Origin of the sequence: Rubrivivax benzoatilyticus JA2 = ATCC BAA-35 (assembly GCF_000190375.1) — a bacterium.
GTDB lineage: Bacteria > Pseudomonadota > Gammaproteobacteria > Burkholderiales > Burkholderiaceae_C > Rubrivivax > Rubrivivax benzoatilyticus.
Genome location: NZ_AEWG01000048.1, coordinates 1 through 18,314 on the forward strand (window position 1 = coordinate 1; position 18,314 = coordinate 18,314).

The following is an 18,314-nucleotide window of genomic DNA, read 5'->3' on the forward strand; positions in this document are numbered from 1 at the left end:
CCTCGGGCTCGGACCAGCGCGCGCCGACGAAGAACATCACCAGGATGATCACGCCGAAGAACACCCAGCCGTAGAGCAGGTGGTCGACACCGACGGCGATCTTGTTGCCCGAGAGGTGCGCCAGCATGACGATCAGGTAGGCGCGCAGCCAGTTGGCGACGATGGGCACGGCGATCGACAGCGCCATGAACACCGCGCGCCGCCGCCAGGAGCGGTAGCTCAGGTAGGCGAACAGCGAGCCCACCATGAACGAGGCCATCAGGTAGCGGATGCCGCTGCATTCGTCGATGACCGACCAGCTGCCGCTGGGGATGACGAAGCTCTGGCCCTCGCGGTAGACCGGCACCCCGGTGAGCTGCAGCGCGCCGACGACGAAGTCGGCCGTCCACTCCATCATCATCGGCAGCGCGAACTCGCCGAAGGGCACCGCCAGGAACAGGAACAGCAGCGGGAACAGGATGCGGCGCGCGACGGCCAGCCCCAGCACCGCCGGCACCGCCAGCACCAGCGTGGCGACGAAGGCGAACTGCTCGGCGGCGTTGACGGCCACCAGCTCGGCCAGCAGCCACAGCGCGGCCAGCGCGAGCATCGGCAGCAGCAGCCAGGGCTGCGGGCGCGGCGCCAGCGCCGCGAGTTCGGCACGTTTGCGCCACACCAGCCAGAGCACGATCGGCGGCACCAGCATGCAGTGCGCGAAGGTGTCCGAGCGCCACCAGACCTCGGCCATCGCCAGCGCGGTGTCGCGGTAGAACCAGCCGACGGCGGCCAGCAGCAGGCCGAAGGCGGCGAGCGCCGGCGGCCAGGGCGTGGCACGGGGCAGCGGGGCGGGGACGGCGCTCATCGTCGGGCTCTTCAGGCGGCGCGCCCGGCGAGTGCCGCGGCGAGGTGGTCGTCGATGCGCGCCAGGTTGGCGCTCCAGGCGTAGTCGGCGAGCACGCGCTGGCGGCCGGCGGCGCCCAGCGCCGAGGCGCGCGCCGGGTCGGCGAGCAGCGCGCCGACCTCGTGCACGAAGGCCGGCGCGTCGGCGGCGAGCACGATCTCGCGGCCGTCGGCGGCGCCGATCGTCGAGCCGCAGCCGGTGGCGGCGACCACCGGGCGCGCCATCGCCATCGCCTCCAGCACCTTGTTCTGGATGCCGCGCGCCAGCCGCAGCGGCGCGACGACGACGTCGGCGTGCTGCAGGTACGGCCGCACGTCGGGCACGGTGCCGGTGACGTTGACCGCGTCGCCGGCCAGCGCCCGCACCGCCGGCGCCGGGCTGCGGCCGACGACGTGCAGGCGCAGCCCCGGGTGCGCGGCGCGCAGCGCCGGCAGCGCCTCCTGCGCGAACCAGACCACGGCGTCGACGTTGGGCCAGTAGTCCATCGCGCCGGTGAAGGCGATGGCCGGCGCGCCGGCCGGGTACGGCGACGCGCGCGCGGGCTCGGGCGCGAAGAACTCGGCGTCGACGCCGTTGGACATCGCGTCGACGGCGCCGGCGCACTCGGGGGCGAGCGAGCGGAACAGCTCGGTCTCGCGTTCGGTGACGAAGTACGAGCGGCGCGCGGCGGCGGCGACGCGGCGCTCGTAGTCCAGCAGCCGCCGGCCCTCGCGCCGGTAGAGCCAGGCCAGCGGGCCGCCACGGTCGGTGGCGAACTGCGCCCACTTGGCCGAGTCGACGTCGACGAAGTCGACCAGCGTCGGCAGCCCCAGGCCCTCGGCGTACTGAGCCATCGACGAGCAGAAGACGACGACCGCCTCGATGCGCCGCTCGGCGACGGTGCGGCGCACCCAGCGCGCCATCGCCGCGTGCTGGTAGTAGCGCAGCGTCAGCGCGCGGCCGTCGAGCAGCGCGGCCAGGCTGGCGGCGCGTGCGCGCAGCGGATGCAGGCGCGGCGCGAACAGGCTGGCGCAGTCGCGCGCCAGCGTCGGCACGTGGGCCTCGTCCTCGGGGTCGTCGACGAAGGTGCCGACATGGACCTCGTGGCGCGCGGCCAGGTGGCGCAGCAGGTGGTACGAGCGCACCTTGTCGCCCTTGTTGGGCGGGTACGGCAGGCGGTGGGCGAGGAACAGCAGCCGCGCCATGGTCAGCCCAGGCTGCGCACGATGTGCGGGCCGATCGTGTTGGCCATCGCCAGCGGCATCCGGCGCCAGGCGCGGATCAGCAGCTGGTACTTGGCGTTGCTCGGGTTGTGCTGCGGCACCGCCTCGCGGCTGAACAGCCGGTACTCGTAGGTCAGCGGCGTCGGCTCGAAGCCCCAGTTCTTCTTGAAGGCGTAGGGCCCGGTGCCCTGCTTGCTGCGGCCGTAGTCGAAGGTCTTCAGGCCGCGCGCGCAGGCGTGGCGCATCAGCTCCCAGTACTTGAAGTCGTTGGCGGCGAGGTCGCGCGCGGCCTCGTCGTCGCCGGCGTAGTACGGCAGGATCTCGTCGCGGAAGTAGAAGCTCAGCACCGAGGACAGCGGCCGGCCGTCGGGCGCGCTGACGGTGAGCACGCTGCAGTCGCGGCCGAACTCGCGGCGCAGCGCCTGGAACCAGCGTCTGGGCATCGCCGGCGTGCCGTGGCGGTGCACGTTGTCGGCGTAGAGCGCGAAGAAACGCTCGACGCCGTCGTCGAAGGCGGCGGCGAGGCCGTTCTTGATGCCCTTGCGCACCATCGCGCGCTGCTTGCGCGGGATGGCCAGCAGGTTGGCCTCCTCGTCGGGCAGGATCTCCTTGCGGAAGGTGACGTACAGCTCCTGGCGCGGCCAGCCCTCGTGGCGGCGCGCCAGCTGGCGCAGCTCCAGGTGCTCGACGCCCATCCCGCGGCCCAGGCGCTCGGCGGCGGCCTCCAGCAGCAGCGCGGCGTCCTCGTCGTCGGCGGCCACGCCGCCGTAGACGGCGAACGGCAGGCTGGCCAGCGAGTGGCCGAACAGCAGGCTCTTCACGCGCGCCAGCGGCAGCACGCCGACGATGCGCCCGCCGCGTTCGGCGCAGAGGAAGTGCGTGTCGTGGCGGAACACCTCGCGCAGCACACGCTGCCAGCCGGCGCGGTGGAAGAAGGTCGCCTGCGGGCAGGCGAGCACGTACTCGTCCCAGGCCGCGGCGAGGCGGCCGTCGTCGGGGGCCAGACGCCGGACGGTGGTCACGGCGGGCTCAGGCCGGGCGCGCCGCGGCGGCGTCGCGGGCCAGGAAGATGTGGTCCATCCGGCCCCAGCGGAAGTCGTCGAGCAGGCTGGCGAGCTTGCGCTCCATGCGCGCGATGTTCACGTAGTGGCGAAAGCGCGTCTTGGCGTCGATGCCGGGCACACGCGGCTGGTCGGCGTCGATCTCCCAGGGGTGGAAGTAGAAGACCGCGGCCTGGCGATCGTCGCGGTTGACGCGGCCGATCAGCCAGCGCGACGCGGCATACGGCAGCAGCCGGAAGTAGCCGCCGCCGCTGGACGGCAGGTTGCGCCCGCCCAGGCGCACGGTGGTCACCGGCACCTCGAGCAGGCCGCCGGCGACGCGGTGGGCGAAACGCGGCGCGTCGGGCATGCCGTAGTGGTCGTGGCGGATCGGGTAGAGGCTGCTGCTGTAGGCGTGGCCGGTCTCGGCCAGCGTGTCGAAGGCCCAGAGGTTCTTCTCGCCGATCGAGAAGCTGGGCGCGCGGTAGCCGCGCACGGCGACGCCGCCGAGGTCCTCGAGGATGGCCTTGGCACGCGCGACGTCGTCGCGGAACGCGGCCGGGGTCAGGTCGCTGGCGCGCTGGTGGCCGTAGCCGTGGCTGGCCAGCTCGTGGCCGCCGGCGACGATGCGCCGCACCAGCTGCGGGTAGCGCTCGGCGACCCAGCCCAGCGTGAAGAAGGTGGCCTGCACGCCGCGCGCGTCGAGCATCGCCAGGATGCGCTCGACGTTGCGCTCGACGCGGCACTCGCGCGCGTCCCAGTCGCTGCGGCGGATGTACGGCGCGAACGCCGAGACCTGGAAGTAGTCCTCGACGTCGATGGTCAGCGCGTTCGTGATCGCGGGGGCGAGCATCGGCAGCCGGGCCTCACGACAGCCAGTGCGCCAGGTCGGCGGCGATGCGCTCGGCGGCCCGGCCGTCCCAGAGCTCGGGCACGCGGCCACGCTTGCCGCGGCCGGCGAGGATCTCGTCGACGCCGGCGAGGATCGCGGCGCGGTCGCGGCCGACCATCGTGTTCGTGCCTTCGTCGACGGTGATCGGGCGTTCGGTGTTCTCGCGCATCGTGAGACACGGCACGCCGAGCGCGGTGGTCTCCTCCTGCAGGCCGCCGGAGTCGGTGAGCACGACGGCGGCGCCGGCCATCAGGCCGATCATCTCCAGGTAGCCCTGCGGCGGCAGCAGCGTCACGCGCGCCGGGTCGAGCAGGTGGCCGAGGCCGAAACGCTCGACGTTGGCGCGCGTGCGCGGGTGCAGCGCGAAGACCAGCGGCAGCCGCTCGGCGACCCGCGCCAGCGTCTGCAGCAGCTCGTGCAGCGTCTCGGCGTCGTCGACGTTGGACGGCCGGTGCAGCGTGACGACGCCGTAGCCGGCCGGGCCAGCCAGGCGCGCCGTGTCGTGGCCGTGGGCCTGCAGCGTGGCCGCGGCGCTGCGCGCGCGCTCGCGGCAGGCGAGCAGCGTGTCGATCATCACGTTGCCGACGAAACACACGCGCTCGGCGGCCACGCCCTCGCGCTGCAGATGCGCCAGCGCGCCGCGCTCGGTGGTGTAGAGCCGGTCGGCGAGCTGGTCGGTCAGCACGCGGTTGATCTCTTCGGGCATGCGCCGGTCGAAGCTGCGCAGGCCGGCCTCGACGTGGACCACCGGCACGCCCTTCTTGGCGGCCACCAGCGCGCAGGCCAGCGTGGAGTTGACGTCGCCGACGACCAGCACGCAGCTCGGCCGGTGGGCGTCGATCGCCGGCTCGAAGCGTCGCATGACCTCGGCCGTCTGCACCGCGTGGCTGCCCGAGCCGACCTCGAGGTTGAGGTCGGGCCGCGGCAGCTGCAGGTCCACGAACAGCTTGTCGTTCATGTCCTGGTCGTAGTGCTGGCCGGTGTGCACCAGCAGCGCGGGGATCGGCGGCTGGTGCGCGGCGAAGGCGCGCAGGATCGGCGCGATCTTCATGAAGTTCGGGCGCGCGCCGACGACGCAGAGGACGGGTCCGTTCACTTCTTCTCCGGAGGCTTGGCGGCGGCCTCGACGAGCCTGGTCAGCATCGCCAGCGTCTGCAGGTTGATGCGCTCCAGGCGCAGCAGGCTCTTCTCCAGCCGCTGCAGCTGGTCGCCGCGCTGGTCGGCGGCCAGCGACTGGATCTGGCGGGTCATCGCCTCGGCGTCCTCGGCCGGCAGTTGCAGGCCGGACAGGTCGACGTCCAGCGAGGCAGTGACCGCCGCGGCGACGGCGGCCAGCGCCTCGGCGCCGCCGGCGGCGTCGGCCGCCGGGGCCGGCTTGGCCGGGACCTCGGACTCCTGGCGGAACTCCTGCACGACCTCGGCCACGTCCTCGGCCGTCAGGTGCGTCTTGCCCGACAGGAAGCCGGCCAGCAGCAGGCGGTCGCAGACGGTGTTGACACGCCGCGGGATGCCGCCGGTGGCCTGGTAGATGCCGTCGAAGGCGGCGGCGTCGAAGCTCGGCTTGCCGGTCGAGCCGGCGCACTTCAGGCGGTGCTCGATGTAGCGCTGCGTCTCCTCGGCGTCGAGCGGGCCGATGTGGCAGGTGGCCGCGACACGCTGGCGGAACTGCTCCATCTCCGGGCGCTGCAGGATCTCGCGGAACTCGGGCTGGCCGACGAGGAAGCTCTGCAGCAGCGCCTGGTTGCCGAACTGGAAGTTCGACAGCATGCGCAGCTCCTCGACGGCGCGCGGCGTCAGGTTCTGCGCCTCGTCGACGATCAGCAGGCAGCGTTTGCCCTTGCTGGTCTGGCTGATCAGGAAGGCTTCCAGCGTGATCAGCAGCTCGCTCTTGGGCACGTCCTTGACGCGAAAGCCGAAGGCCGCGCCGACCATGCGCAGCGTGTCCTCGGCGCCGAGCTGGGTCGTCACCAGGTGGCCGGCGATGACGTTGCTGCCGTGCAGGCCGTCGATCAGCGAGCGCAGCACGGTCGTCTTGCCGGCACCGATCTCGCCGGTGATGACGATGAAGCCCTCGTTGCGCGAGACGCCGTACTCGAGGTAGGCCTTGGCGCGACGGTGCTGCTTGCTGCCGAAGAAGAAGCTCGGATCGGGATTGAGCTGGAACGGCTTGCTGCTCAACCCGTAGAACGCTTCGTACATGATCAGAACCGGTAGTTGAGCGTCCCGACGATCGCGGATTCCTGGTACGGGCTGGTCTCGCTGTCGAACCACACGCGGCGCACGGCCAGCGTGCCCTGCGTGCGCGGGCCCAGGGTGCTGGTCATCGACAGCTCCAGCCGGCGCTGCTCGGTGCCGGGCTGGGACTCCTCGTCCAGGGTCTTCAGGAGGCTGGCGCTCAGGCCCAGCGAGGTCTGGCGCGTCATCTGGTGCACGCCGCCGAGGGTCAGCGCGAGCTGGCGCACGCTCGGCACCAGCGCCAGGTCGCCGCCGATGTACTGCTGCTCGCCGAGACGACGGTTCTCGGTGCTGGTGACGACCAGCGAGGCGCTGTTGCGCACCCCCGAGAAGCCCAGCGACAGCGCCTGGGCGCGCTGCAGCGAAGGCGCCGAGTTCAGGAAGGTCAGCGGCACGGTCGGGTCGAGCCCCAGCGCGAGGCGGCTGACCTGGGTGCACAGCGCGGCATTGCCGAACTGCTGCATGCAGGCGGCGTAGATCTGGCCGTACAGCGCTCGCAGCGGGCCCAGCGCGTCGGCGTTGTCGCCGGTCACGCCGCGGGTGTCGGAGTAGGTCAGCGCGACGCGGCGGAAGCGGTGGCTCACGCTGACGCTGTGCGAGCGGCCGAAGTAGCGCTCGTCGGTCTCGAGCGTCAGGCGCGTGCGCGGCGTCGGCAGCCAGGTCAGGCCGCCGCCGGAGCTGCTGCTGTAGCGCGTGCCGGTGCCCAGCGCGTCGGTGCGCTCGCGGCCGCCGCGCACGAACAGGCTGAAGCGCGAGGTCGGGAACACCGACAGCGTCGCCACGCCGATGTCGGTGATGTAGCGCCCGCCGTCCTGGAAGCGGCTGCTCGAGCGCAAGCCGGCCAGACCCCAGCCGAACAGGCCGTGGCGCGCGCCGAGATCGACCGAGGCGTCCCAGTCGGTGTAGTCGCCGGCGGTGCTGTCCTCGGCCCGCGAGGTCGTCCAGGTGGCCCGGGCGCCGACGTCGACGAGGCCGGCGAGCCGGGCCTTGAAGGTCGGCGAGACGGTCGCCGTGGCGACCTCGGTGGAGTTGGAGTCGACCAGCCCGGTGCCGGCGTTCTGGCGGCCGAAGGCCGAGATCGTCTGCTGCGAGATGCTGGCGCTGGCGTCCAGGAACAGGTGCTGGTCGACGAGCTCGGCGCCGGCGTCGGCCGACAGCCGGTTGTGCGTGGTGCTGCGATCGGACTCGCGGGCGTACTGGATCAGGTCCAGCTGGTAGTCGAGCGAGCCCTGCACGCGGCCGCTGCGGCCGGACACGCGCACGCCGGGCGTGACCTGGGTGATGGCGTCGGAACGCCCGTCCTGCTCGAGGCGGGCGTTGTTGGTGACCGTCTGCTGCAGCGACACGCTGGGCTGCACCGACCAGCCGCGCGGCCCCTCCTGGGCCCAGGCCGGGCAGGCCAGCGCCGCGGCGGCCGCGGCGGCGATCAGCCCGGGACGCCGCAGCGCGTGCGGGGGGAACGTTGCCTGCTGGACCGGCATGGCGTCAGGCCCCGGCGGGACGGTTCGACGGCCGGTCGCCCTCGCCTTCGGAGCCGCCCGCCTGGCCGCCGGTCTCGCGTTCGTAGCCGTAACCGTAGCCGTAGCCGTAACCCGAGCCGCCATAGGCGGCGCTGTCGGAACGCGCCTTGTTGAGCACCAGCAGCCGCACCGGGCAGGAGTCGATGGTGTCCAGCGCCTGCTGCACCGCGGCCTGCTGGGTGCGGCCCGCGGAGACGACGACGACGATCTGGCCCATGTGCGAGGCGAGCACGCGCGACTCGGTCGTCAGCAGCAGCGGCGGCGAGTCGAAGATGATGATGCGGTCGGGATAGCGCGTGGCCATCTCGTCGAGCAGGCGCGCCATGCCCTCGCTGGCCAGCAGCTCGGTGGCCTTGGCGTGCGGCGTGCCGCTGGGCAGGATGGTGAGCTTGTCGACGTTGGTGCGCAGCAGCACGTCCGACAGCTCGGCCTTGCCCTCGAGCACGTCGAGCAGGCCCTCGCTGGGCGGCAGGCCCAGCATGCGCAGCTGCGACGGCCGGGCGACGTCGGCGTCGACGAGCACGACGGTGTGGTCGAGCTCGGCAGCGATGCTCATCGCCAGGTTCACCGAGGTGAAGCTCTTGCCCTCGCCGGCCACCGCGCTGGTGACCATGATCAGGTTGCCGTGCTTCAGCGTGGCGGCGCCCTTGCCGACGGCGTTGGCGATCAGCGGCCGCTTGATGACGCGGAACTGGTCGGCCACCGGCGTGCGCGGCGCGTTCGGCGTGACGATGCCGGCGGCGTTGAGGTCCTCGAGCTTGAGCTCGACGCGGCGCGAGGTCACGGCGGGCTCGGCACGCGGCGGCTGCGCCGGCGCCACGCCAGGGGCGGCCGGCGGCGCCGCGACTTCCGGCACTGCCACGCCGGCCTGGCGGAGCTGCTCGAGGCGCTGGGCGGCCTGTTCGATCAGACTGGTCATACGGATCTCACACGGCGGCGGCGCGCTGGGCCATCAGGGCCACGGCGACGATGCCAATGACGTACAGGCCGACGAGGCCGCCGGAGGCGCCGACGAAGCGCAGCGTGGACACCCGCTCGCGGCGGCGCTGCTCGTCGCTCAGCACCAGCGACACGACCCCCAGCAGCGGCAGGCCGGTCTTGCTGCGCAGCTCGGTGGCGTCGTTGTAGACCGGGCGCAGCTGGCTGCCGGCGAAGGCGATGCCCAGGCCCGAGGCCAGCGCGACGCCGAGCGCGCCGAGCAGCAGCAGCAGGCGGTTCGGCGCCACCGGCTCGGGCGCGACACGCGGCGGGTCGATGAGGCGGAAGTCGGCGACGCCGGACGCGACCTCGAGCTCGCCGGACATGATGGCCGACTGCCGGCGCGCGACCAGATCCTGGTAGTTCTTCTTGTAGACGTCGTAGTCGCGGTTGAGCTGGGCGGCCTCGGCCTCGATCTGCGGCGCGGTCTTCAGCGCCGCGCGCGCCGCGGCCAGGCGGGCGGAGTACTCCGACACGCGCGCCTGCAGCGCCGCCACCTGGACCTCGGCGGCAGCCAGCGCGCGCCCGAGCTCCTGCATCGCCAGGCTGGCGTTGGGGCCGACGGCGGCCGACGGCAGCGCCAGCTGGGCCTTGCGCAGCTCGGCGACTTCCTTGGCCTTCTGCGCCTCGAGATCCTTGATCAGCTTGCGCGTCGTGACGACGTCGGGGTGCTGCTCGGTGTAGCGCTGCAGCAGGCCGTCGAGGTTGCGGCGCTGGGCGTCCAGGCGCGCGTCGATCTCCGGCGTCGACACCGACAGGCGCGACTCCTGCAGCAGGCTCTGCGTGGCGATGTCGCCGCCGCGGCCGCGTTCGGCGTCGAGCTGGCCCTTGGCCGCGGCGCGCGCGCTCTCGGCCTCGCGCAGCTCGAGCTGGGCCTGCTGCAGCTGGGCGGCGATGGCCGCCACGTTGGACGCCGCGTCCTTGCCGTCGGGCGAGGCGCGGTCGATGTTGCGCAGGCGGAACTCCTTGAGCCGGGCCTCGGCCTCCTCGAGCTTCTGCTCGTACTGCTTGATCTGCTCGTTGAGGAAGGTCTTGGCCGAATCGGTGTCCTTGCGGCTGGCGCCCAGGCTGGACTCGACGAAGATCGACACCAGCGACTGGATGACCTTCTTCGCGCGTTCGCTCTCGCGGTCGCGGTAGACCAGCGAATAGAGGTTGTCGCGGCCGGTGTTGCGGATCTGGATGTCCTTGGTCAGGCGCTGGATCAGCTCCTCCTGCTCCACGGCCGAGCCCTCGGACAGGTCGAGGTCGGCCATGCGGATCAGCTTCTCGATGTTGGGCCGGCTGATCAGCGTCCGGCTCAGCATCGAGATCTGCTGCTCGACGTTGGGCTGCACGGTCAGGCCCGACATCAGCGGCTTGAGGATCGACTGGGTGTCGACGTAGATGCGCGCCGAAGCCTCGTACTGGTCGGGCACGCGGAAGCTGACGACCGCGGCGACGAGGCCGACGACCCACGCCGTGATCAGCCCCTGCCAGCGGTAGTTCCACATACCGCGCAGGATGGCCAGCGCTTGACGAACGAGATCTTGCATGGGGGAGGCGGCCGGGACGACGGACGGCGAGACCGCCGTCAGAAGAAGCTCTGCGGGATGATCAGGATGTCGCCGGGACGCATCTCGACGTTGGCCGAGACGTCGCCGTCCTTGATCAGGTCGTCCAGGCGCACCGAGTACTGCTTGTTGCCCTCGGAGGTGCGCAGGATCGTCGCGCGGTTGCCGGCCGCGAAGTCGGTCAGGCCGCCGGCGGCGATCATGACGTCGAGCACCGTCATCTTCGACTTGAAGGGCAGGAACTGCGGCTTGGCGGCTTCGCCGACGACGCGGATCTGCTCGCTGTAGGGGCCGACGAAGCCGTTGACCATGACCGTCACGATCGGGTCACGCACGTACTTGCCCAGCACCTGCTCGAGCTCGCGCGCCAGCTGCACCGAGGTCTTGCCCTGGGCCATGACCTCGTCGACCAGCGGCGCCGAGACCTTGCCGTCCGGGCGCACCGGCACCGACATCGACAGCTCGGGATTGCGCCAGACGCTGATGTTCACCGAGTCGCCGGCGCCGATGATGTAGGTGTAGTCCTGGGCGGCCGCCTGGGCGGGCGCCGGCGGGTGGCTCCTGAACGACGAGCACGCCGCCAGGCTCGCCACGGCGACCAGGACACCGAACACGCGGCCGACCGAGGCCGCCGTTGCAGACATGAGCTTCACGCGAGATCTCCCGGGGAATTCCGTGCGGCAAGAGGCCGGATCACGCCGGGAATCATGTCATAAGCGGCAGACGCCAAATCCCGCCGCCGCCCCCCGAACCAAGGTTCCGGGCGGGAAGATTCCACGTTCCACGAAGGCCGGCCGGAGCCCTCCGGGCGGGCTCAGCCCAGGCGCAGCATCGGCCGGATGAAGCGCAGCAGCAGGCGCTGCAGCGGGTTGGCGTTGCCGCCCGGGCGCCAGGTGAAGGACAGCTTCTGGCGGTAGGCGTCGAACTGCATCGCCCAGGGCGCGGGCTTCAGCTCGCCGCGGCCGCACAGCAGCTTGAGCACCGCGGTGCCGGTGACGCCGGCGCACAGCTCGCAGGCCATGATCGTCGACGGCCCGCGCTGGGCGGCGAAGTTCACCGCCTCCGGGTGCACCAGGTAGCCGCGCTGCAGCATCGCCGGCGACAGCCCGGCGATGAAACGCGCGAACTGCTCCTGGCGGTCGCAGCCGTCGAGCCGGAAGTAGTCCTCGAAGCTCATGCCGCGCGGCGAGAAGTACAGCAGCGACACGCCCATGCCCAGCGGCGCGGCGGTCACCGCCGGGATGCCGCGCGCATGGCAGGCCGCGAACAGCATGCGCCGGGCCTCGACGGCGAAGAAGTCGATCGCGTCGACGTAGACGTCGACGCCGTCGAGGAAGGCGTCGAGGTTGTCCTCGTCGACGCCGCGCTCGAAGCCGACGACCTCGGCCTCGGGGTTGATGTCGCGCGCCATGCGCGCCATGACCTCGCACTTCGGCTGCCCGACCGTCGACATGAAGGCGCCGGCCTGGCGGTTGAAGTTGTGGACCTCGAAGCAGTCGAAGTCGGCGATGCGAAACCGCCCGAGCCCCAGCCGCGCCAGCGTCAGCAGGTGCGCGCCGCCGACGCCGCCGAGCCCGGCGATGGCCACGCGGGCGCCGCGCAGCCGCTGCTGCTCGGCCGGCGTGAGCCAGCCGATGTTGCGCGAGATCGCGGCGTCGTAGTCGAACACGGGGGGCTGAATTGCGGTCATCGCGCGGTGTTGATCGCTGTGCCGCGGCCCGCAGGCACTGGCAGCATCGGCAATTTCCGAGTCCGCGCAGAATGTACCCGCATTCCCGCCGCAGGCGCGCCCCGACATGCCCCACGACACCGCCGTGACGACCGCCGCCGACCGTGCCCCGATCGAGCTCGTGCTCGACGCCGCGCGCTGGGCCCCCAGCGGCGACAACACCCAGCCCTGGCGCTTCGAGCGCCTGGGCGACGACGCGGCGCTGCTGCACGGCCACGACACCCGCGAGCATTGCGTCTACGACCTCGACGGGCGGCCCAGCCAGGTCGCCATCGGCGCGCTGATCGAGACCGCGGCCATCGCCGCGTCGGCGCACGGCTGGCGCCTGGACGCGAGCCGCCAGCCCGGGCCCGACGAACGCCCGACCTACCGGCTGCAGCTGGTGGCCGACGCCGGCGTCGCGCCCGACCCGCTGGCCGCCGTCATCGAGCAGCGCAGCGTGCAGCGCAAGCCCTTCCGGCGCACGCCGCTGGACGCCGCGCAGCGCCAGGCGCTGGAGGCCAGCGTCGGCGCCGGCCACGCCGTGCGCTGGATCGAGGGCGGCGCCCGCCGCGCGATGGCCGGGCTGCTGTTCCGCTCGGCGCGGCTGCGGCTGACGACGCCCGAGGCCTGGCGCGTGCACCGCGACATCATCGAGTGGGGCGCGCGCTACAGCCGCGACCGCGTGCCCGACCAGGCACTGGGCGCCAACCCGCTGGTGCTGCCGGCGATGCGTTTCGCGCTCGCCGACTGGAAGCGCGTGCAGTTCGCCAACCGCTTCCTGGCCGGCACCTGGATGCCGCGCATCGAGATGGACCTGCTGCCGGCGCTGGGCTGCGCGGCGCACTTCGTGATCCTCGCGCCCGAGCCGCCGCTGTCGGTGCAGGCCAACGTCGCCGGCGGCCGCGCGATGCAGCGCCTGTGGCTCACCGCCACCGCGCTGGGGCTGCAGCTGCAGCCGGAGATGACGCCGCTGATCTTCGCCCGCTATGCGCGCGAGGGCCGGCCGTTCTCGGCGACGCCGGGCGCCGCCGAGGCGGCGGCCGAGGTCGCCGCCGGCTTCGAGCGCATCGCCGGCGCCGACGCGCTGGCGCGCGGCGTCTTCGTCGGCCGGGTCGGCCTGGGCGTGCCGGCGCGGTCGCGCTCGCTGCGGCGGGACCTGGCGCAGCTGTTCGTCAACCGACCGGACTCCGCACGATGAGCCCCACCCCCGCCGACCAGCCCGTGGCCGTGCTCAGCGGCGTCGTCAAGGGCTACCGCCTGGACGACGTCGACGTGCCGGTGCTGAAGAACGTCGACCTGCTGGTGCGCCCGGCGCAGTTCACCGTCGTGCTGGGCCCGTCGGGCAGCGGCAAGACGACGCTGCTGAACCTGATCGGCTGCATCGACCGGCCCGACAGCGGCCAGGTCGTCGTCGCCGGCCAGGACGTCGGGCCGATGAACGACGACGAACTGGCCGAATTCCGCTCCCGGCACATCGGCTTCATCTTCCAGAACTACAACCTGCTGCCGGTGCTGAGCGCCTGGGAGAACATCGAGTACCCGATGCTGCTGGCCCAGCTGCCGGCGGCCCGGCGCGCCGAGCGCGTGCGCCGGCTGCTGAAGGCGGTGGGGCTGAGCGACCGGGCGAACAACCGCCCCGGCCAGCTCTCGGGCGGCCAGCGCCAGCGCGTGGCGATCGCGCGCGCGCTGGCGCTCAAGCCGCGGCTGGTCATCGCCGACGAGCCGACGGCCAACCTGGACAGCCGCACCGGCGCCGAGATCCTGCAGCTGATGCGCAGCATGCAGCGCCGCTACGGCATCTCGTTCCTGTTCTCGTCGCACGACCGGGCGGTGATCGGCGCCGCCGACGACACGATCTACCTGAAGGACGGCGAGATCCGCGCCATCCGGCGGCGCAGCGCACCGCCGGGCGAGGAGCCCGCCGCGGACCTCGACGGCGCCGCCGACAGCGCCCAGCCCGGGGAGGACGCACGGTGATCGACCTGCTGCTGGCGGTACGCAACCTGCTGCGCAACCGGCGCCGCTCGCTGGCGACCTTCATCGCGCTGGCCATCGGCGCGGCGGCGATCCTGCTGTTCGGCGGCTACCGCAAGAACATCGAGTACACGATGCACACCGCCTACGTGCGCGGTGGCGGCCATCTGCAGATCCAGCACCGCGACCTGTTCCTCTACGGCAGCGGCAACCCGACCCGCTACTCGATCGCCGACTACCAGCGCATCGTCGACACGATCCGCGCCGACCCCGAGCTCGGCCCGATGGTCACCGTCGTCACGCCGACGCTGCAGTTCGGCGGCATCGCCAGCAACTTCTCGGCCGGCGTCTCGCGCACCGTGCTCGGCACCGGCGTGATCGCCGCCGACCAGAAGCGCATGCGCGACTGGAACGAGTTCGACCTGCGGCTGGAGGCGCCGCCGTTCGCGCTGGCCGGCGCGCCGGCCGACGGCGCGCTCGTCGGCCAGGGTGTCGCGCGGGTGCTGATGCTGTGCGAGGCGCTGGCCGTCGCCGACTGCCCGCGGCCCGAGGTCACCGAGCAGGCCGAGCAGGAGGCGCTGCCCGACGACATCGCCGCGCTCGCCGCAGGCGAGGCGCCGGCGGCCGGGCCGGCGAAGACCGCGGGCGGGGCGCCGCGCATCGAGGTGCTGGCCACCAGCCCCGGCGGCGCGCCCAACGTCGTGTCGCTGCAGGTCGTGCGTGCCGAGCTGCAGGGCTTCAAGGAGCTCGACGAGGTCTACCTGCTGCTGCAGCTGCCGCAGGCCCAGCGCCTGGTCTACGGCCGCGAGGCGCCGAAGGCGACCGCGATCACGGTGCAGTTGCAGCACAGCGGGCAGATCGAGGCCGCGCGCACGCGGCTGCAGGCGCTGCTGGCCGAGACCGCGCCGAAGCAGCCGCTGGCGGTGCTGGACTTCCGCGAGCTCAACCCGTTCTTCGTGCAGACGGTGCAGATGTTCGACACGATCTTCGGCTTCATCTTCGTGCTCATCGGCTCGATCGTGCTGTTCACCGTCGGCAACACGATGAGCACCGCGGTGATGGAGCGCACGGTGGAGATCGGCACGATCCGCGCGCTGGGCCTCAAGCAGCGCGGCGTGCAGCGCATGTTCGTGCTCGAGGGCATGATCCTCGGCGTCGCCGGCACGCTGGCGGGCGCGGCGTTCGCGCTGGCCTCGTCGGCGCTGATCAACCAGCTCGGCCTGACCTGGGTGCCGCCGGGCAGCGGCGAGGCGCTGCCGCTGTTGCTGCGCGTGTGGGGCGAGACCACGACCATCGTCGGCACGACGGCCGGCCTGATCCTGATCGCCGCCGGGTCGGCCTGGTGGCCGGCGCGGCGCGCGTCGCGGCTGGTCATCGTCGACGCGCTGCGCCATGCCTGACACCCGAGGACAAACGATGAACCGCAGAACCTGGCTCGCCACCGCCGCCGCCCTCGCCGCCTGCAGCGGCGTGCAGGCGGCCCCCGACGCCCAACGCCTGCTGGCCGCCAGCGACGCGGTGCGCAACCCCGGGCGGCCGTTCGCCGTCAACGTCGCGCTGACCGAGTTCCAGGACGGCAAGCGCGTGGACTCGAGCACGATGGTCACCTACTCGCGCACGCTGGCCCAGGACGGGCAGTTCGCGAGCCTGGTGCGCTTCACGGCGCCGGCGCGCGACGCCGGCAAGCTGATGCTGAAGAACGGCCAGGACCTCTGGTTCTACGACCCGTCGACCAAGGCCAGCGTGCGCCTGTCGCCGCAGCAGCGGCTGCTCGGCCAGGCGTCCAACGGCGACGTCGTCACCGTCAACCTGGCGCGCGACTACAAGGCCGTGCTGAAAGCCGAGGAGGACGTGCAGGACGGCGACCGCAAGCCGCGCCGCGCCCGGCTGCTGGAGCTGAGCGCGGCGGTGCCCGACGCGACCTACGCGCGCATCGAGTTCTGGGTCGACGCCGGCAACGACCAGCCGATCAAGGGCCGCTTCTTCGCCGACTCCGGCCGGCTGCTGAAGACCGTCTACTACCGCCGCTATGCCCGCGAACTGGGGGTCGATCGCCCGACCGAGCTGGTCATCATCGACGGGCTGAACGCCGCCTCGGTGACACTGATGCGGCTGACCCAGTACACCGAGAAGAACCTGCCCGAGAGCTGGTTCCAGCGCGAGTTCCTGCCCCGCTTCCAACCGGAGTGATCTTGTCCGCCGCCACCCTGCCCCGTCTGCTCGCCCCGCTGGCGCTCGCCGCCGGCGCCTGTCTCGCCGGCCCGGCATTCGCCGACGACCTCGACGCGCTGGCCCTCGAGGCCGAACCCGAAGCCCCGGCCGCCGCCGACGCCGGCAGCGCCAGCAAGCTCTTCGTCGAGGCCGCCGCCGGCCGCGCCGACCAGCGCTACGGCCTGGGCTCGCGCTCGATCGGCCGCGCCACGCTGGACTGGCGCGACGGCCGGCGCTGGAGCCCGGCGCTGCAGTCGGTGCTGTCGCTGCGCCTGGACGCCACGCGCCCGTCCGACGAGCGCGTGTCCAACCCGGTGCTGAGCCTGCGCGAGGCCTACGTCGGCTGGCAGGCCGACGGCGCCCGCAGCGCGCTGGAGTTCGGCCGCATCAACCTGCGCGAAGGCCCGGGCTACGGCTACAACCCGAGCGACTTCTTCCGCGACCAGGCGCTGCGCACGATCACCACCGTCAACCCGTTCACGCTGCGCGAGAACCGCCTGGGCAGCGTGATGCTGCGCGGCCAGCATCTGTGGCAGGACGTCGCGCTCGAGGCCGCCTTCTCGCCGAAGCTGGAGGACGAGGCCAGCGACCACCGCTTCAGCGCCGACTGGGGCGCCACCAACCACCGCGACCGCGGCCAGATCGTGCTCGGCACTCGCTTCAGCGAGAGCTGGAACGCGCGCTGGCTGGTGCACCGCGCCGACGGCGAGTCGACGCGGCTGGGCGCGAGCACCACCGCGCTGCTGTCGCAGGCCCTCGTCGGCCATGCCGAGTGGTCGTGGAGCCGCGACCGCGAGCTGCTGGACCAGGCGCTGGGGCTGGACGGCGGGCGGCGCAGCCACCACCGCACCGCGCTCGGCCTGACCTACACCACCGCCGGCAAGCTCTCGCTGACCGGCGAGTTCCAGTACAACGGCGCCGCGCTCGACCGCGACGGCTGGAAGGCGCTGGCCGCCAGCCCGGCCGCGGCCGCCGCCTACTACGGCGCGGCCACCGCGCTGCAGGACAACGCCGCGCGCCAGGCCTGGCTGGTCTACGCCGTGCAACGCGACCTGTTCATCAAGAACCTCGAGCTGACCGGGCTGCTCAAGCTCAACCGCAGCGACCGCAGCCGCATGGCCTGGGCCGAGCTGCGCTACCGCATGCCGCGCTGGGACCTGGCGCTGCAGCTGCAGGACAACCACGGCGACGACTGGACCGAGTTCGGCATCACGACCGTCAAGCGCTCGGCGTCGCTGATCGGCACCGTCTACTTCTGAGCCCGCGGCCGGGCCACGACGTGAGCACGCCCGCCCCGGCCCCTCGCCCGCGCGTGCTCTTCGTCGCCGAGGCGGCGACGCTGGCCCACCTGGCGCGGCCGGCGGCGCTGATGGCGGCGCTCGACCCCGCGCGCGTGGACGGCCGCCTCGCCTGCCCCGAACACGCCCGGCGCTTCCTGGGCGCCGACGCCGGGCGCTGGGAGCCGCTGGCGGGCATCGACCCGGCGCTGTTCGCCGCCCGGCTGCGGCGCGGCGAGCCGCTGATGCGCCAGGCCGAGCTCGAGGCCGCCGTCGACGCCGACCTGGCGCTGTTCGAGCGCTGCCGTCCCGACCTCGTCGTCGGCGACTTCCGGCTGTCGCTGTCGGTCAGCGCCCGGCTGGCGGGCGTGCGCTACGCCGCGATCTGCAACGCCTACTGGAGCCCGTACGCGGCCGACCGCCGGCTGCCGCTGCCGGTGCTGGGCTGGACACGCCGGGCGCCGCTGGCGCTGGCCCAGGCGGGCTTCGACCTGCTGCAGGGCCCACTGCTGGCGCCGCATTGCCGGCCGCTGAACGCGGTGCGCGCCGCGCGCGGCCTGGCGCCGCTGCCGGCGGACCTGCGCCGCGTCTACACCGACGCCGACGACACGCTCTACGCCGACTCGCCGGCACTGTTCCCGCTGCACGGCGCGCCGGCGAACCACCGCCACCTCGGGCCGGTCCTGTGGTCGCCGCCGGTGCCGCCGCCGCCGTGGTGGGACGAGCCCGCCGGCGACGGCCCGCCGGTCTACGTCACGATGGGCAGCTCGGGCGACGCCGCGGCGATCGAGACCGTGCTCGACGCGCTCGACGCACTCGGCGCGCGCACGATGCTGGCGAC

17 protein-coding genes are annotated in these 18,314 nt (G+C 72.8%); 6 read left to right on the top strand and 11 right to left on the bottom strand.

Translation table 11 applies throughout. From position 1 onward, the window contains the following. The 11 genes from xrtA to RBXJA2T_RS05305 all read right to left on the bottom strand — a co-directional run. Nucleotides 1-841 (bottom strand): exosortase A (gene xrtA / locus RBXJA2T_RS05255; protein ID WP_009856292.1); only part of this gene is annotated, 841 nt, incomplete at its 3' end. 11 nt (nt 842-852) lie between these two features. After that, nucleotides 853-2,064 carry a TIGR03087 family PEP-CTERM/XrtA system glycosyltransferase gene (locus RBXJA2T_RS05260; RefSeq protein WP_009856293.1) on the bottom strand — a complete coding sequence of 404 codons (1,212 nt, stop codon included), beginning with the start codon at nt 2,062-2,064 and terminating at the stop codon, nt 853-855. 2 nt (nt 2,065-2,066) lie between these two features. Continuing rightward, complete coding sequence (locus RBXJA2T_RS05265; RefSeq protein WP_009856294.1) at nt 2,067-3,104, bottom strand: FemAB family XrtA/PEP-CTERM system-associated protein; 1,038 nt, start codon at nt 3,102-3,104, stop codon at nt 2,067-2,069. A gap of 7 nt (nt 3,105-3,111) precedes the next feature. Further along, nucleotides 3,112-3,975 (bottom strand): XrtA system polysaccharide deacetylase, encoded by an 864-nt coding sequence (locus tag RBXJA2T_RS05270; RefSeq protein ID WP_009856295.1) that lies wholly within the window; start codon nt 3,973-3,975, stop codon nt 3,112-3,114. A 13-nt stretch (nt 3,976-3,988) separates the two neighbouring features. Next, nucleotides 3,989-5,110, bottom strand: coding sequence for a non-hydrolyzing UDP-N-acetylglucosamine 2-epimerase (gene wecB / locus RBXJA2T_RS05275; RefSeq protein ID WP_009856296.1), 1,122 nt, complete (start codon nt 5,108-5,110; stop codon nt 3,989-3,991). Further along, nucleotides 5,107-6,213 (bottom strand): XrtA/PEP-CTERM system-associated ATPase, encoded by a 1,107-nt coding sequence (locus RBXJA2T_RS05280; RefSeq protein WP_009856297.1) that lies wholly within the window; start codon nt 6,211-6,213, stop codon nt 5,107-5,109. The genes wecB and RBXJA2T_RS05280 overlap by 4 nt, the downstream gene beginning before the upstream one ends. 2 nt (nt 6,214-6,215) lie before the next feature. After that, the gene (locus RBXJA2T_RS05285; RefSeq protein ID WP_009856298.1) at nt 6,216-7,730 is read right to left on the bottom strand and encodes a TIGR03016 family PEP-CTERM system-associated outer membrane protein; all 1,515 of its coding nucleotides are present in this window, start codon (nt 7,728-7,730) and stop codon (nt 6,216-6,218) included. 4 nt (nt 7,731-7,734) lie between these two features. Continuing rightward, nucleotides 7,735-8,688, bottom strand: a complete 954-nt coding sequence (locus tag RBXJA2T_RS05290; protein WP_009856299.1) for an XrtA-associated tyrosine autokinase — start codon at nt 8,686-8,688, stop codon at nt 7,735-7,737. 7 nt (nt 8,689-8,695) lie between these two features. Further along, nucleotides 8,696-10,282, bottom strand: a complete 1,587-nt coding sequence (locus tag RBXJA2T_RS05295; protein ID WP_029718580.1) for an XrtA system polysaccharide chain length determinant — start codon at nt 10,280-10,282, stop codon at nt 8,696-8,698. Nucleotides 10,283-10,320: 38 nt separating this feature from the next. Continuing rightward, nucleotides 10,321-10,944, bottom strand: a complete 624-nt coding sequence (locus RBXJA2T_RS05300; RefSeq protein ID WP_050801738.1) for an XrtA/PEP-CTERM system exopolysaccharide export protein — start codon at nt 10,942-10,944, stop codon at nt 10,321-10,323. A 170-nt stretch (nt 10,945-11,114) separates the two neighbouring features. After that, entirely contained in the window at nt 11,115-11,990 is an 876-nt protein-coding gene (locus RBXJA2T_RS05305; RefSeq protein ID WP_029718578.1) for a ThiF family adenylyltransferase, read from the bottom strand. Between the two features lie 106 nt (nt 11,991-12,096). Between RBXJA2T_RS05305 and RBXJA2T_RS05310 the strand changes: the two genes are divergently transcribed. From RBXJA2T_RS05310 to RBXJA2T_RS05335, 6 genes are all read left to right on the top strand, one after another. Beyond that, on the top strand, nt 12,097-13,209 hold the full coding sequence (locus RBXJA2T_RS05310) for a nitroreductase family protein (RefSeq protein WP_009856303.1): 1,113 nt from the start codon (nt 12,097-12,099) through the stop codon (nt 13,207-13,209). After that, the gene (locus RBXJA2T_RS05315; protein ID WP_009856304.1) at nt 13,206-13,988 is read left to right on the top strand and encodes an ABC transporter ATP-binding protein; all 783 of its coding nucleotides are present in this window, start codon (nt 13,206-13,208) and stop codon (nt 13,986-13,988) included. The genes RBXJA2T_RS05310 and RBXJA2T_RS05315 overlap by 4 nt, the downstream gene beginning before the upstream one ends. Next, nucleotides 13,985-15,385 carry an ABC transporter permease gene (locus tag RBXJA2T_RS05320; protein ID WP_009856305.1) on the top strand — a complete coding sequence of 467 codons (1,401 nt, stop codon included), beginning with the start codon at nt 13,985-13,987 and terminating at the stop codon, nt 15,383-15,385. The genes RBXJA2T_RS05315 and RBXJA2T_RS05320 overlap by 4 nt, the downstream gene beginning before the upstream one ends. 16 nt (nt 15,386-15,401) lie before the next feature. Then, nucleotides 15,402-16,175, top strand: a complete 774-nt coding sequence (locus RBXJA2T_RS05325) for an outer membrane lipoprotein-sorting protein (protein WP_009856306.1) — start codon at nt 15,402-15,404, stop codon at nt 16,173-16,175. Nucleotides 16,176-16,177: 2 nt separating this feature from the next. Further along, nucleotides 16,178-17,455 carry a hypothetical protein gene (locus RBXJA2T_RS05330; protein WP_051141705.1) on the top strand — a complete coding sequence of 426 codons (1,278 nt, stop codon included), beginning with the start codon at nt 16,178-16,180 and terminating at the stop codon, nt 17,453-17,455. Nucleotides 17,456-17,475: 20 nt separating this feature from the next. Beyond that, nucleotides 17,476-18,314, top strand: an 839-nt coding sequence (locus tag RBXJA2T_RS05335; protein WP_039956489.1) for a glycosyltransferase family protein, incomplete at its 3' end; no start/stop codon positions are given.

Excerpts from the sequence above, each read along its gene's own strand:
- RBXJA2T_RS05305 (WP_029718578.1), bottom strand. The coding sequence starts at position 11,990 with ATGACCGCAATTCAGCCCCCCGTGTTCGACTACGACGCCGCGATCTCG.
- RBXJA2T_RS05270 (WP_009856295.1), bottom strand. The coding sequence starts at position 3,975 with ATGCTCGCCCCCGCGATCACGAACGCGCTGACCATCGACGTCGAGGAC.
- RBXJA2T_RS05315 (WP_009856304.1), top strand. The coding sequence starts at position 13,206 with ATGAGCCCCACCCCCGCCGACCAGCCCGTGGCCGTGCTCAGCGGCGTC.
- RBXJA2T_RS05290 (WP_009856299.1), bottom strand. The coding sequence starts at position 8,688 with ATGACCAGTCTGATCGAACAGGCCGCCCAGCGCCTCGAGCAGCTCCGC.
- RBXJA2T_RS05280 (WP_009856297.1), bottom strand. The coding sequence starts at position 6,213 with ATGTACGAAGCGTTCTACGGGTTGAGCAGCAAGCCGTTCCAGCTCAAT.
- RBXJA2T_RS05285 (WP_009856298.1), bottom strand. The coding sequence starts at position 7,730 with ATGCCGGTCCAGCAGGCAACGTTCCCCCCGCACGCGCTGCGGCGTCCC.
- RBXJA2T_RS05325 (WP_009856306.1), top strand. The coding sequence starts at position 15,402 with ATGAACCGCAGAACCTGGCTCGCCACCGCCGCCGCCCTCGCCGCCTGC.
- RBXJA2T_RS05300 (WP_050801738.1), bottom strand. The coding sequence starts at position 10,944 with ATGTCTGCAACGGCGGCCTCGGTCGGCCGCGTGTTCGGTGTCCTGGTC.
- RBXJA2T_RS05310 (WP_009856303.1), top strand. The coding sequence starts at position 12,097 with ATGCCCCACGACACCGCCGTGACGACCGCCGCCGACCGTGCCCCGATC.
- RBXJA2T_RS05260 (WP_009856293.1), bottom strand. The coding sequence starts at position 2,064 with ATGGCGCGGCTGCTGTTCCTCGCCCACCGCCTGCCGTACCCGCCCAAC.
- RBXJA2T_RS05295 (WP_029718580.1), bottom strand. The coding sequence starts at position 10,282 with ATGCAAGATCTCGTTCGTCAAGCGCTGGCCATCCTGCGCGGTATGTGG.